11 protein-coding genes are annotated in these 13,755 nt (G+C 72.8%); 3 read left to right on the forward strand and 8 right to left on the reverse strand.

The window, feature by feature from the left end:
- Positions 1–152: 152 nt before the first annotated feature.
- Together AB0435_RS33050 and alr are read right to left on the reverse strand one after the other, a co-directional pair.
- A complete protein-coding gene (locus AB0435_RS33050) occupies positions 153–1,421 on the reverse strand; it encodes an alpha/beta hydrolase (protein ID WP_366005731.1) in 1,269 nt (422 codons plus the stop codon).
- Positions 1,422–1,438: 17 nt separating this feature from the next.
- Positions 1,439–2,656: an alanine racemase gene (gene alr / locus AB0435_RS33055; RefSeq protein ID WP_366005730.1), complete on the reverse strand. Its 1,218-nt coding sequence runs from the start codon at positions 2,654–2,656 to the stop codon at positions 1,439–1,441.
- 99 nt (positions 2,657–2,755) lie between these two features.
- Here alr and AB0435_RS33060 point away from each other — a divergent pair, with 99 nt between their 5' ends.
- Both AB0435_RS33060 and AB0435_RS33065 read left to right on the forward strand, forming a co-directional pair.
- Positions 2,756–4,189 (forward strand): NAD(P)H-hydrate dehydratase, encoded by a 1,434-nt coding sequence (locus AB0435_RS33060; protein WP_366428633.1) that lies wholly within the window; start codon positions 2,756–2,758, stop codon positions 4,187–4,189.
- Between the two features lie 76 nt (positions 4,190–4,265).
- Positions 4,266–4,520, forward strand: coding sequence for a hypothetical protein (locus AB0435_RS33065; protein ID WP_366428634.1), 255 nt, complete (start codon positions 4,266–4,268; stop codon positions 4,518–4,520).
- 80 nt (positions 4,521–4,600) lie between these two features.
- On the opposite strand, the gene AB0435_RS33070 is transcribed toward AB0435_RS33065, so the two are convergent.
- The 6 genes from AB0435_RS33070 to AB0435_RS33095 form a co-directional block, all read right to left on the reverse strand.
- Positions 4,601–7,972, reverse strand: coding sequence for an NACHT domain-containing protein (locus AB0435_RS33070; RefSeq protein ID WP_366428635.1), 3,372 nt, complete (start codon positions 7,970–7,972; stop codon positions 4,601–4,603).
- Positions 7,973–8,036: 64 nt separating this feature from the next.
- Positions 8,037–8,345 carry a hypothetical protein gene (locus AB0435_RS33075; RefSeq protein ID WP_366005725.1) on the reverse strand — a complete coding sequence of 103 codons (309 nt, stop codon included), beginning with the start codon at positions 8,343–8,345 and terminating at the stop codon, positions 8,037–8,039.
- Positions 8,346–8,485: 140 nt separating this feature from the next.
- Positions 8,486–9,670 (reverse strand): helix-turn-helix transcriptional regulator, encoded by a 1,185-nt coding sequence (locus AB0435_RS33080; protein ID WP_366005724.1) that lies wholly within the window; start codon positions 9,668–9,670, stop codon positions 8,486–8,488.
- A 152-nt stretch (positions 9,671–9,822) separates the two neighbouring features.
- Positions 9,823–10,191 (reverse strand): holo-ACP synthase, encoded by a 369-nt coding sequence (locus AB0435_RS33085; protein WP_366005723.1) that lies wholly within the window; start codon positions 10,189–10,191, stop codon positions 9,823–9,825.
- Entirely contained in the window at positions 10,188–12,035 is a 1,848-nt protein-coding gene (gene glmS / locus AB0435_RS33090) for a glutamine--fructose-6-phosphate transaminase (isomerizing) (RefSeq protein WP_366428636.1), read from the reverse strand. The genes AB0435_RS33085 and glmS overlap by 4 nt, the downstream gene beginning before the upstream one ends.
- A 101-nt stretch (positions 12,036–12,136) precedes the next feature.
- Complete coding sequence (locus AB0435_RS33095) at positions 12,137–12,436, reverse strand: hypothetical protein (protein ID WP_366005721.1); 300 nt, start codon at positions 12,434–12,436, stop codon at positions 12,137–12,139.
- A gap of 203 nt (positions 12,437–12,639) precedes the next feature.
- Here AB0435_RS33095 and coaA point away from each other — a divergent pair, with 203 nt between their 5' ends.
- Positions 12,640–13,629: a type I pantothenate kinase gene (gene coaA / locus AB0435_RS33100; protein WP_366428637.1), complete on the forward strand. Its 990-nt coding sequence runs from the start codon at positions 12,640–12,642 to the stop codon at positions 13,627–13,629.
- The last annotated feature ends 126 nt before the right edge of the window (positions 13,630–13,755 follow it).

Below are 13,755 nucleotides of genomic sequence, written 5' to 3' on the forward strand. Positions count from 1 at the left end.
TGGGAGGTGCCCCCAGCGGGCGCGTCCTCAAACGCCGGACGGGCTGGATTTCGCGAACCGTAGCTCGCAATTCAGCCCGTCCGGCGTTTGAGGACAACTCGGCGAAGCCGTGTTGCGGGGTCTGGGGCGCGAGCCCCAGGGAACCCCCCGGTTCACACCCTCCGGCGTGCCCCCGAGACCCGCTCGCGCGAAGCGGACGCCACCCCCGCCGCAGAAGCGAGCAGTTCCACCAAGCACCCGGAAACCACTTCCGGCTGCTCCATCATCGCCAGGTGACCAACGCCCGGTAGCAACACCAGCCGCGCGTCCGGGAGTACCTCCGCGATCGCCTCGGAGTGGGCGCTCGGTGTCAGCAGGTCCTTGTCGCCCGCTATGACGACGACGGGGCAGTCGGCGAACGTGCAGAGCGCCTCGACCTTGTCGTGCTCCGCGAAGACCTGGTAGAACTCCGCGACGATGTCGACCGGGGTCGCCTCCAGGAGGCGTTCGGCGAAGCGGACGACGGCCGGGTCGACGTCGCGGGAGCCGAACGAGTAGCGGCGGATGATGCCGGCGAAGAGGTCGGCGGTGGCCCGGCGGCCGCGTTCGACCAGCTCCGGCTGGGTGGTCATCACCTTGAAGACGCCCGGCAGCACCCGGCGCACCACGCTCATGCCCGCGGCCGGCAGCCCGTACGTGTTGGCCGCGAGGCCGCCCGAGGACGTGCCGACGAAGGCCGTGCCGACGACGCGCTCGGCGATCAGCTCGGGGTACTGCGCGGCCAGCGCCATCATCGTCATGCCGCCCATGGAGTGCCCCACGAGCACCAGTGGCCCCTCGGGGGCGGCGGCGTCGATGACCGCCTTGAGGTCGCGGCCCAGCAGGTCGATGGAGACCGGGACGCTCCCGTCCAGCTGGGAGCGGCCGCGCTCCGAACGGCCGTGGCTGCGCTGGTCCCAGAAGACCGTGCGGACGGCCCCGCGCAGGGCGGCCCGCTGGAAGTGCCAGGCGTCCTGGCTCAGGCAGTAACCATGGCTGAAAATCACGGTGACCGGCGGGGGCGGGCGCCGCCCGAAGATCCGCTTCAGCAGCGGTTCCTGCGCGCCGTCGGGGGAGCCGGCCGGGGCGTCCTCCACCTCGTCGACCTCGTAGTAGAGCTCCGTGCCGTCCTCGGCGACCGCCCGCCCGGGCCGGCCCCGCAGCGTGCCGTACGGGCCCATCGAGTCCAGCGCGAGCCGGGCCTTGCGGCGCACCCCGCGCCCCACGGTCAGGCGCTCCACCGCCACGCCGACCGCGGCTCCGGCGGCCACCACGCCGATCGCGGCCGTGGCGACACCCGCGCCCCGCCGCCACCCGGCGGCCCCGGCCGCAGCGGCGACCGAGTCCGCCACGTCGGCAACCCGGGCCACACCCGTCCCGTCGGTATTCGCGCTGTCGCTCATGCCGTGCCCCCCGTGTCCTAGCTCTCCTGCCCGATCACGTCCGTACTCTCGTTCACGTTCTCCCGCGCGGCGCCGTTCACACCCGCGTCCCCGTCCACGGTCTCACCGACGTAGACGCGAGGCACCCGGCTGGTGATGCGCGTGACGACCTCATAGGCGATGGTTCCGGTCGCCCGCGCCCAGTCCTCGGCGGTCGGCTCGCCCCGGTCGCCCGGTCCGAACAGCACCGCCTCGTCGCCCGCGTGCGCGCTGTCGCCACCCAGGTCGACCACGAACTGGTCCATGGCCACCCGGCCCGCGACCGTCCGCCACTTGCCCCCGATCAGCACGGGCCCCGTCCCGGACGCGGCCCGCGGGATCCCGTCCGCGTAGCCGACGGGAACGAGGGCGAGAGTAGTGGCACCCGGCGTGACGTAGTGATGCCCGTATGAGACACCGTGCCCGCCCGGCACGCGCTTGACGGAGGCGAGCGACGCGGACAGCGTCATCACGGGCCGCAGGCCGAGCTCGGCGGGCGTGCCGAGCTCGGGGCTCGGCGACACGCCGTAGATCGCCAGGCCGGTGCGGACGAGGTCGAAGTGGCTCTCCGGCAGCGTGAGGGTCGCCGGGGAGTTGGCTATGTGCCGCACCTCCGGCTCGATGCCCTGCTCCTCGGCGTAGCGCAGCGCGTCCTTGAAGACCCGCAGCTGCGCCTGGATGGACGGGTGGCCCGGCTCGTCCGCGCACGCGAAGTGCGACCACACGCCGGTGACCTCGATCAGGCCCTCGTCCTCCGCGGCGCGGGCGGCGGCGATCAGTTCCGGCCAGTCGTCGGGCTGGCAGCCGCTGCGGCCGAGACCGGTGTCGATCTTCAGCTGTACGCGGGCGACGCGGCCGCACGCGCGGGCCGCCTCGCTCACCTCGCGCACGGCCCACAGGCCGCTCACCGACACGTCGATGTCCGCCTCGACGGCCTCCCGCCAGGGCCCGCCCGGCGTCCACAGCCAGCACATCAGGCGGCCCCGGTCACCGGCCGCGCGGAGCGCGAGCGCCTCGTCCGGCGTGGCCGTGCCGATCCAGGCCGCGCCCGCCTCGCGGGCCGCACGGGCGCACGGGACCGCGCCGTGGCCGTACGCGTCCGCCTTGACGACAGCCATCAGCTGTGCCCGGGGCGCACGGGCGCGCAGCAGGCGTACGTTGGCCCTCAGGGCGGCCAGGTCGACCAGGGCACGGGCGCGCATCGGTGTCTCGTTCATCCCCGTCAGTCTCTCAGGTGTCCGTTTCCGCGCGCCCGCACTGCCGGATCCCGGGCAATACAGGGGCGTGCGGCAGGCCCGAAGGTGACACTGGGGAGCATGAGGACTGCGTACAGCGTCGAGACCGTACGGGCCGCCGAGCGCGCGCTCATGGCACAGCTCCCCCAGGGCGCCCTGATGCAGCGCGCGGCGGCCGGGCTCGCGGCCGCCTGCGCGGACCTGCTGGGGCGTACGTACGGGGCTCGGGTCGCGCTGCTCGTCGGCAGCGGGGACAACGGCGGGGACGCGCTCTACGCGGGCGCCCGGCTGGCCCGGCGCGGTGCGGGCGTCACCGCCGTCCTGCTCGCCCCGGAACGCACGCACGCGGGCGGCCTGGCCGCGCTGCGAGCGGCGGGCGGACGGGTCGCCTCCGCCGAGGCCGCGGACCGGGCCGTGCGCCGTGCCGACCTCGTCATGGACGGCATCGTCGGCATCGGCGGCAAGGGCGGGCTGCGGCCGGAGGCGGAGGCGCTGGCACGGGCCGCGTACGCCGGGGGCGGGACGATCGTCTCCGTCGACCTGCCCAGCGGTGTCGACGCGGACACCGGCGAGGTGCACGGCGCGGCCGTCCACGCGGACGTGACCGTCACCTTCGGCGCGTACAAACCCGGCCTCCTGCTCGACCCCGCGCGCGAGCACGCGGGCGCGCAGCGGCTCGTCGGCATCGGGCTGCGGCTGCCGTCCACGCCGGAGGCCGAGGCGCTCCAGCACGCGGACGTCGCCTGGCTGCTGCCGCGTCCGCAGGCCGAGAGCGACAAGTACCGGCGCGGTGTCGTCGGCATCGTCGCGGGCTCGGCCCGCTATCCGGGCGCCGCGGTCCTCGCCGTGGCCGGCGCGCTGCACGGGGGCGCGGGGGCCGTGCGCTACGTCGGCCCCGCGGCGGAGGCGGTCATCGCACGCTTCCCCGAGACGCTCGTCTCCGCGGGCCCGCCGTCGAAGGCGGGGCGGGTACAGGCCTGGGTCGTCGGCCCCGGTCTCGGTGACGGCCCGGACGCGCGGCGGGCGCTGGAGGACGTCCTGGCCTCGGACGTCCCGGTCCTGATCGACGCGGACGGGCTCCGCCTGCTCTCCCCCGAGACCCTGCGGGCCCGCTCCGCCGGAACCGTCCTCACCCCGCACGCGGGCGAGGCCGCCGTCCTCCTCGGCCGGACCCGCGAACGCGTCGAATCGGCCCGCCTGGTGTCCGTACGCGCCCTGGCCGAGCACTACGGCGCCACCGCCCTCCTCAAGGGCTCCACCACAGCGATCGCCGCCGCCCGCCACCCCGTGCGCGTCAACCCCACGGGCACCCCCTGGCTCGCGACAGCGGGCAGCGGCGACGTCCTCTCGGGCCTGACGGGTGCCCTCCTGGCAGCGGGCCTCACGGGCTACGACGCGGCGTCGGCGGGCGCCTACCTCCACGGCCTGGCGGCCCGCTCCCTGGGCGCCGCCCCACTGACGGCATCAGCGGTGGCGGAGGCGCTGCGGGGGGTCTGGCGGGATGTGGTGGGGTGAGGCGTCGCCTGATCAGGTGGTGACGGGTGCGGGCGCGCACCCGTACGCTACCTGGCGGACGAAAGGGGAACAGGCCATGGCAGACGCCAACATCAGCATCCCCGCCGAGGCACACGGCCGACTGGCAAAGGCCGCAGCAGCCGAGGGCCTGTCGCTGCGTTCCTATCTCGCCCGCCTCGCCGAGGAGTGTCTTCCCCCAGCCGAACGGGCCGAACTCGCCGAGCAGACCCGCCATTTGCTGCACGCGTGGAACGGCTACGACCCCAGCGAGGACGACATGGCCCGGCTGGACGCCGATCTGGACCGGCGCCTGGCCGAGGCGATGCGCTGAGCGATCAGAGCCACGCCCTGCTCGAAAGCCCGCGACGACCTTCGCAGCCCATAGCGCCGCTCGTGACCCTACGAGCGGCGCTACGCGTGGCGCTGTGCCGCGTTGACGGTGAGTCCCGTGTCTGCCGGGAGGCGGTGGGCGTTGAGGACGGGGCCGCAGTGCCGGAGGGAGAGGCGGCAGGAGCCCAGGTCCGCCAGGTGGGCCGCGTCAAGGACTTCCGTTGTGGAGTCGCAGTAGAACCAGAGTTTCCTGAGGCCGGGAAAAGCGGGCGCCAGGTGGGCGAGCCCGGCGAGATCGCGTGGCTCGTCGAGGAACAGGCGCTTCACCCTCGGCAGCGGCTCGGCGGACGCCCAGGTGGTCAAAGACGCGCCGATGATCCTCAGTTCCCTCAGCGCCGGGAGGTCGGCCAGCGCCAGGCGTCCGTGCACGGTGGCGTCCGTGCCGACGTACGACACATAGCTCAGCGCGCGGCACCGCGCCGCGTCCCGCAGCCGCAATCCGACTGACGGGCCCCCGCCCAGCTGCAGGTCCCGGACACCGGGCGGCAGGGACACTTCCAGGGACGGCCGGGGCGTCGTCCTGGGCCAGTCGAGGGTCAGCACCTCCAGCCTCGCCATGTCCGACACGGCGTCCAGGTCGCCGGGGTCGTGGCTGACCGCGAGGTTCAGCGTGTGGAGTGCCTCGCTGTTCACGGCGCGCAGGTGCGACCACCCTCGTGACTCCACGATGCCGAGCGCCGTCAGCGGCGGGCAGGAGCGCAGCGCGCGGAGGTCGACGGCCTCCGGGTTCGAGCGGAACGACAGCGTGTTCAGCACCGGCGTGCCCAGGTCCGTGAGGTCGTCCGCCGTCAGCGCGCCCACGCACCGCACCCACGGCCGGCCGCCGAGCCGTCTCAGCGCGGAGACCTGGGCCTTCGACTGCACCACGAATTCCAGGTCTTCCAATCCCTCACCCGTATAAGCGAGTTTGGCTATCACCTCGTCGGCATAGTGGTCGGTGTCGAACCGGTCCCACGCCCAGGCGAGCTGGGCGCGCACCCCCAGACTGCGGTGGTCGGCGTATCCGGACAGCAGGGGAATGGCCCGGGCGTCCGCCACCGTCGTCGCGGCCACGACGACGGCGTGCGCGACCTCGTCCGACTTGTTGCCGAATTTCTGCAGCCGCTCGCTGTCCGGCCCGGGCAGCAGGTCGAGGATGACCCCGCCGGCCCGCGCCAGCGCCTTCGCCGACCGCACGTCGCGCGGCGGCACCAGCCGCAGCGCCGCGTCGGCCACCCGTCTGCGTACGGCCGGATCGAGCTCCGTGGCGTGCTCCAGGCAGGCCGCCGCCAGCAGCCGCAGCCGGTGCCGGTGCGGCTCGTCCCGGCCCGCCCGGTCCAGCAGCATCCCCAGCAGCTCGTCCCGGCCGCGCCGCGTCGCGTGACCGACCGCCATGCGCAGGACGTCCTCCCACTGGTCGTCGTGCGCGTGCTCCACCAGAACGCCGAAGTCACCCTCATCGACGGCAGCTTGCGCACCCAGGTAGTCCTGGAACGTGCGGTGGATGAAGTCCAGCGTCTCCGTCGTCGGCTGCCGCAACAGCCCGCTCCGCAACACCAGATGGCGCAGGATGCTCGCCGCGTCCCCTTGCTCCGCCAGCGACGGCATGTACGGCAGCGCGCTTTCAACGATCCGTACGGCCTTGGGCCACTCGATCTCGGAACGGCCGTTGCGGATCAGCCAGTACGCGATCTTCTGCAACAGCACGACCTGCTGGGCGTGGTCGAGCCCCGGGCCGGGGATGTCGCGCTCCCGGTCCCGCCGTACGAGCAGCAGCTCCAGCGCGGCGCGGTACAGCTCCATCCGGCCGTCCGGGAGGCTGCCGCGCCGGGAGCGGTTGAGGGCGCAGATCAGCGCGCACATCAGGGGGTTGGTGGCGAGCCGGCCGAGGTCCGGTTTGGCCACCACCGCCTTGGCGAGCGCGGCCCGGAAAGCGCGGAGCTGCCCACTCTGGTGCTGGCCCGCCGCCGTGTGCCAGCGGTCGATGAAGGCGGCGATGTCGCCGCGGCTCATCGGCAGCAGCTCCAGCTCCGTGAACCCGGCGTCCGCCAGCCAGCCCTCCCGTACGGCGGAAGGGCGGGTCGTGATGACGTACCGGGCGTCCGGATAGGCGGCCAGCAGCTCCTTGATCCAGGTCAAGGTGCGGCGGCGGTCGGCCTCGGGGACCTCGTCCACCCCGTCGATCAGCAGCAGGACGCTCCCTTCGGCCAGCCGCCGCGTCACCCAGCCCCGGGCGGCGGGCTGCCCGGACAGCGGCCGGGCAGCGGTATGCAGGAACTCCTCCGGGCCCGGCAGGCCGCCCTGCCGGATGAGCGTACGCAGCGGGAGCGGCAGCGGGACACAGCCGCGTAAGTGGTCGAGCCCTGGCGGGAGTTCATCCTTCGCGGTGATCGTGGTGAGCCATTGCAGCAACGTCGTCTTGCCCGAGCCTGCGGCGCCGCGCAGGAGGACGCGACGCTGTCCGGCGAGGGCCGCTTCGGCGCGGCGCGGGGAGGTCACCCGGGGACAGCGGCTCTCGGGCCGGTCCGCGCCGCGGCCGCCCATGTCGAAGCCCGTCGCCATGTCCCAGTGCGTACTGTGTCCCGGCCGCCCCGCGAGCCGCTCCACGCCCGTCATCTCCAGGCTCAGATACGCGGGACTGAGCGGCCACGTCTCCCCTTCGGTGTCGGACAGCGTCAGGCCGACGATCGTCAATTCCCCGGCACGGCCGCCGAGATAGTCGCAGAGCCGCCGCTCGAACGACTCCGTCTCCATCTCCAAGGACGACGCCAGCGCACGCGACACCGGCTTGTGGCCGTACTCGGCGCACAGGTCCAGGAACTCCGGGTTCGACCAGACCCGGAACATGGGCGTCACCGCCAGCCGCCCGTGCCGCCAGCCGGCCGGGTCCTCACGGACGACACCGCACAGCAGGCCGCCAACGAAGACGGCCGCCCCGGACATGCCCGCCCACGGCGAACCGCCGTCCGCGAGCGGGGCCGGGGCGCCGTGGTCGCTGTCGAGCACGTGGTCGCCGCCGAGCAGCCGGCTGCCGGGCTTGAGGGTGCCGACGAGCTGTTCGGTGTCGAGCTCGTCGTACGCGTCCCGCGCGGCCTGCGGGAAGCCGATCGCCTGCGCCTCGCGCCAGACCTGCAGGTCGCCGACCCGCCCCCAGACCACCGGCTCGAAGGCGGCCGCCGCTTCCGGCGACACCAGGTCCCGCTCGGCGAGCAGCAGCGCGGCGTCGCCGTGCTCGTCGTCCCGGGTCCAGAGCGTCCGGCAGCTCACGAGTCCGACGCCGCCGGGAACGGCCACCCGCACGGTCCGCTCCGCCACGTGGGCGGCCGTCAGCACCAGACGTGGGGCGAGCAGGTAGCCGCTGCCCTGCGTCCGCTGTCCGATGACCGCCGCGATGCGTTCCTTCGCCGGATGCACGTCTCACAGGCTATCCAGCGCTCCCCCTGCCGGCGGGCAGACGGGGAAGCGGGCCGGACCCCGATTACGGCCACTCGGCGGCCGGGCCTCCCTCGCCTCTCCCCCGCCGGCTCGCCCGGTTCGCCTCGGCCACCCTCGCGCTCAACCTCTCCACCGCCTCGTGCGTACGGCAGTCGCAAGTGCGCAGGGGCGAGCTCGGCTTGAGGTCGATGCCGTGGGCTGTGGCCCAGACGTAGACGTCGCAGAGCTCGCTCTGCGACGTCGCGGGCTGAGCCGGAGGCACTGATTCCGGCTCCGGCACGGTGAGTTCGGGCGTACGTGCGCTGAATCTTGCCCTCGCCCAGTCGACGACCCGGTGGATAAGCTTCGGCATGTTGACGCTCCTAGTCGGCGTTGGCCATGCCCCCGGGCCGTTCGCGCGGTCGCGGGGGTCCTGCCCCCACATCGTGCCGACGCACCGTGGCCGGAACTATCAGACGTCGCTGACTCCTCCGGCCACCGCTTGACTCCGAGTCATATACCGAGCCATGCCCCGAAGTTGCCGAACGTCTCCGGCATGCGCCGCTTCGCCGACTCCAGGCCCGCGTACGTCTCCCGCACCGTCGGGTGGTAGCGCGTCTGCTGGGGAGCGATCTTTCGGGCCAGTTGCAGGTTCTTGAAGGCCGCTTCTGTGTGACCCGTCCACATTTGGGCTTGCGCGACCTCCGTGTGGTGATGGGCCAGGCGGGAGGGCGCCCACCCTTGAGGAACCGCCATCGCCTGGGCAGCGGATACGGCTTCCGGGTAGCGGTCCAACTCGGCGAGCACGCTCACACGGTGGACGTCGACATTGGTCGGCCCGAATGAGAGCCAGTGGACTTCCTCAGCGGGCCCGGTCTGTTCCGCGATGCGCTGTGCCTCGTCAAGGTGCGCGCCGGCCGCGTCCTCGGACTTCCCCCGCGCTGCCAGCACTGCGGACCCCAGGTGCAACTGTCCGGTGGCCACGTCCAGCGCCCGGCCGGGCTCCGCCTGCTCCAGGGTGGACATGCCCAGCCGGACGAGACGCGTTCCGGTCCGGCAGTCGCCCGCCCGCAGGTAGGCCACTCCACGCAGGTACTGCCGGATGGCGCTCAGGACGGGATCGGATGCCTGTTGGGCGGCCCAGCCCATCCGGTCCAGGGCGACCATGCCCAGATCGGGGTGGCTGAGCTTGGTCGTGACGTCGTAAGCCGTGCGGTAGACGCTGGCCAGCAGCCTCCACCAGCGGTCGCTCGGCGACAGGTGCGCCCCTGTCGTGGCCTCGTGGATCAGGCCCGGGAGTTCAACGGCCACCTGCTTGATATTCGCCGCTCGGACCAGCCCGCACAACGCGTCCGCGTGGGCCTCCAACTCCTCCACGATTCGTGGGGAGACGTCCGGGTCGGGCCCGAGGTCGTACACGTTCAGCGCTTCGCGGATCGGCTGGATCAGCCCGTCGAACTGGTCCTGCCGCAGCTCCTCCAGATACGGCTGCCCGATCAGCTCGGTGACCGGCACGGACAGCGCGCGGGCCAGCGCCCCGACCACCGAGGGGCTCGCGGGCAACGCCCCTTGTTCGACCTTCGTGAGCGTGCTGTAGGAGACGTGGGACAGGTCCGCCAACTCGCGTTGCGTCAACCGCCGGACCTTACGGACACGCGCGACACGCGCTCCGGTGTACTCGTCAAAGTGCGGGGGCATACGGTGCTCCGTTCTGACTCGTCCATCAGAACCGTACTCCCGCCCACTGACACGCGCACAAAGGCCGGTTGGGGCCCGGCCCACCCCATCGGCGGCCGCCGCCGGCGCACCCGGCACCGCGAAAGGCCCCCGTAGCGAACGGGGGCCGCCCCTCACTTCTCCGCGATCACCACCGCCGACGCCACCCCCGCGTCGTGGCTCAGCGAGACGTGCCAGGACCGTACGCCCAGTTCCTCCGCCCGCGCCGCGACCGTGCCGGTGACCACCAGGCGCGGCTGGCCGGTCGGCTCCGTGGTCACCTCCGCGTCCGTCCACAGCAGATTGCCGGGCGCGCCCAGGGCCTTGGCCACGGCCTCCTTCGCGGCGAAGCGGGCGGCGAGGGAGGCGATGCCCCGCCGCTCGCCGCTCGCCAGATACAGCTCACGCTCGACGAAGAGCCGGTCGGCCATGCCCGGCGTGCGGCGCAGGGCCGCGTCGAAGCGTTCGATCTCGGCGACGTCGATGCCCACTCCGACGATCATTCGACGGTCACCGACTTCGCGAGGTTGCGGGGCTGGTCGACCTCGTTGCCGCGCGCCGTGGCGAGCTCGCACGCGAAGACCTGGAGCGGCACGGTGGCCACAAGGGGCTGGAGCAGCACGGGAGTCCGCGGGATCTCGATGAGGTGGTCGGCGTAGGGGCGTACGGCCGTATCGCCCCGCTCGGCGATCACGATCGTCCGGGCGCCCCGCGCGCGGATCTCCTGGATGTTGGAGACGATCTTGTCGTGGAGGACCGAGCGGCCGCGCGGCGAGGGGACGACCACGACGACCGGCAGGTCCCGCTCGATCAGCGCGATCGGGCCGTGCTTCAGCTCGCCGGCCGCGAAGCCCTCGGCGTGCATGTAGGCCAGCTCCTTGAGCTTCAGGGCGCCCTCCAGGGCCACCGGATAGCCGACGTGCCTGCCGAGGAAGAGCACGGTGTTCTTGTCGGCCAGGGAGCGGGCCAGCTCCCGTACCGGCTCCATCGTCTCCAGCACCTCGTCCACCTGCGTGGCGATGGCGGACAGCTCGCGCACGACCGAGCGGATCTCGTCGCCCCACTTGGTGCCGCGCACCTGGCCCAGGTACAGCGCGACGAGGTAGCAGGCGACCAGCTGGGTCAGGAACGCCTTCGTGGACGCCACCGCGACCTCGGGCCCGGCGTGGGTGTAGAGCACGGCGTCCGACTCGCGGGGGATCGTCGAGCCGTTGGTGTTGCAGATCGCCAGCACCCGCGCGCCCTGCTCCCGCGCGTGCCGCAGGGCCATCAGGGTGTCCATCGTCTCGCCGGACTGGCTGATCGCGATCACCAGCGTCCGCTGGTCGAGGATCGGGTCGCGGTAGCGGAACTCGCTCGCCAGCTCCGTCTCGCACGGGATCCGCGTCCAGTGCTCGATGGCGTACTTCGCGATCATGCCCGCGTGGTACGCCGTGCCACACGCCACGATGACGACCTTGTCGACCTCGCGCAGCACGGAGGCGGGGATGCGCACCTCGTCCAGCGCCAGCGTGCCCGCCGCGTCGATGCGGCCGAGCAGGGTGTCCGCGACGGCCTTCGGCTGCTCGGCGATCTCCTTGAGCATGAAGTAGTCGTAGCCGCCCTTCTCGGCGGCGGAGGCGTCCCAGTCCACGTGGTACGCCCGGACGTCCGCGGGCGCGCCGTCGAAGTCCGTGACCGTCACACCGTCGCGGCGCAGCTCCACGACCTGGTCCTGGCCGAGCTCCAGGGCGTCGCGGGTGTGGGCGATGAAGGCGGCGACGTCGGAGGCGAGGAAGGACTCGCCGTCACCGACGCCGACGACCAGCGGGGAGTTCCGGCGGGCGCCGACGACCACGTCCGGCTCGTCGGCGTGCACGGCGACGAGGGTGAACGCGCCCTCCAGCCGGCGGCACACCTGCCGCATCGACTCGGCGAGGTCGCCGCAGGAGGAGAACGCCTCGGACAGCAGGTGCGAGACGACCTCGGTGTCGGTCTCGGAACCCAGGGCGTGGCCGCGGTCGGTGAGCTCGGCGCGCAGCTCGGCGAAGTTCTCGATGATGCCGTTGTGGACGACCGCGACGCGGCCCGCGTTGTCGAGGTGCGGGTGGGCGTTGGCGTCGGTGGGGCCGCCGTGGGTGGCCCAGCGGGTGTGGCCGATGCCGGTGGGGCCGGACGGCAGCGGGCGGCCGGCGAGCTCCTTCTCCAGATTGGCGAGCTTGCCCGCCTTCCTCGCGGCCGCGAGCCCGCCGTCGGCGAGCACGGCGACCCCGGCCGAGTCATAGCCGCGGTACTCCAGGCGCTTCAGCCCGGCCAATACGACGTCGAGGGCGCACTGCCCTCCCACATAGCCAACGATTCCGCACATGCGCAGCAGCGTACGGCCCAGGGGCGGGCGGGTGCCCCCAATGGCGGAACGCGGGCGCACCGAAGTGTCCACGCGCCCCCGTACGCCCCTCCGTACGCCCCTCAACGCCCCCGCTCGATGCGGTCGATCGCGTCCTGGACCAGTTCGAGGTACTCGATCTCCTCGCACCGCGGCTTGCTGCCGAACTCGTAGCGGTCCAGGCAGTCGTCCAGGTCCTGGCCGAGGTCCTCGTCCGGCAGCTCGGCGGCCAGCTCGCCCGAGACCAGCGCGGCGAGGTCGGGGCGCGGGTCCGGCACCGCCCGGACGGCGGCCGGGGCGGGGCGCAGCCGGCGCGCGAGGCGGCGTACGAAGTGGCGCAGGGAGACCCGTACGGAGTTGCGCAGGGCGAGGAGAACGAACACGGCGTTCCTAGCGGGGTGCGGCGGCCGGTGGTGGGTGCCGGTGGGCCGGAGATGGGGGGACCGTAGTCCTGACCCGCCAGTAGGTACAGGGCCCTCGCGGAACTTCACCGTCCGGCGCCGCGCGAGTCACCCAAAACCGGCGAGAACCCCCGCATCCGCCACCCGGAAGTGAGCCGCGCGCGCCACCCGCGCACAATGGGCCCGTGCCGACCACCTCAGAGCAGCAGCAGCGCCGCCGCGACTCGTCCCCCTATGTGGACCTGACCCGCGCCGAGTGGAGCGCCCTGCGCGAGAACACCCCGCTGCCCCTGACCGCGGAGGAGGTCGAGCGGCTGCGCGGGCTCGGCGACGTGATCGACCTCGACGAGGTGCGGGACGTCTATCTGCCGCTCTCCCGGCTGCTCAACCTCTACGTCGGCGCCACGAGCCGGCTGCGGGGGACGCTCAACACCTTCCTCGGCGAGGCCGGGACCCGTGGCCACGGCTCGCAGCCGGGCACGCCCTTCGTCATAGGGGTCGCGGGCAGCGTCGCCGTCGGCAAGTCGACCACCGCGCGCCTCCTCCAGGCGCTGCTGGCCCGCTGGCCCGAGCACCCGCGCGTCGAGCTGGTCACCACGGACGGCTTCCTGCTGCCCAACGCGGAGCTGCACCGCCGGGGCCTGATGTCGCGGAAAGGTTTCCCCGAGTCCTACGACCGCCGGGCCCTCACCCGCTTCGTCGCCGACGTGAAGGCCGGCAAGGACGAGGTGACCGCGCCGGTCTACTCCCACCTGATCTACGACATCGTGCCCGGCGAGCGGCTGACCGTGCACCGCCCGGACATCCTGATCATCGAGGGCCTCAACGTCCTCCAGCCCGCGCTCCCGGGCACGGACGGGCGTACGCGCGTGGGGCTCGCCGACTTCTTCGACTTCAGCGTCTACGTGGACGCGCGGAGCGAGGACATCGAGCGGTGGTACTACGAGCGGTTCAAGAAGCTGCGCCTGACGGCGTTTCAGGATCCGCACTCGTTCTTCCGGAGATACACGCAGGTGCCGGAGGAGGAGGCGCTGGATTACGCGCGGCGGAACTGGCGCACCATCAACAAGCCGAATCTGCTGGAGAATGTGGCGCCGACGCGGGGCCGGTCGAACCTGATCCTCCGGAAGGGGCCGGACCATAAGGTGCAGCGGCTGTCGCTGCGGAAGCTTTAGCCTCTGGCTGCGGGCCGGTTGGCGCCTGCGGCGCTTTGTTCCCCTGCCCCGCCCCTTCCCGAAACTGGGGGCAAGCCCCCAGACCCCCTGTCCTCAAACGCCGGACGGGCTGATTTCAGCCCGTCC

This window comes from Streptomyces sp. NPDC051173 (assembly GCF_040689515.1).
GTDB lineage: Bacteria > Actinomycetota > Actinomycetes > Streptomycetales > Streptomycetaceae > Streptomyces.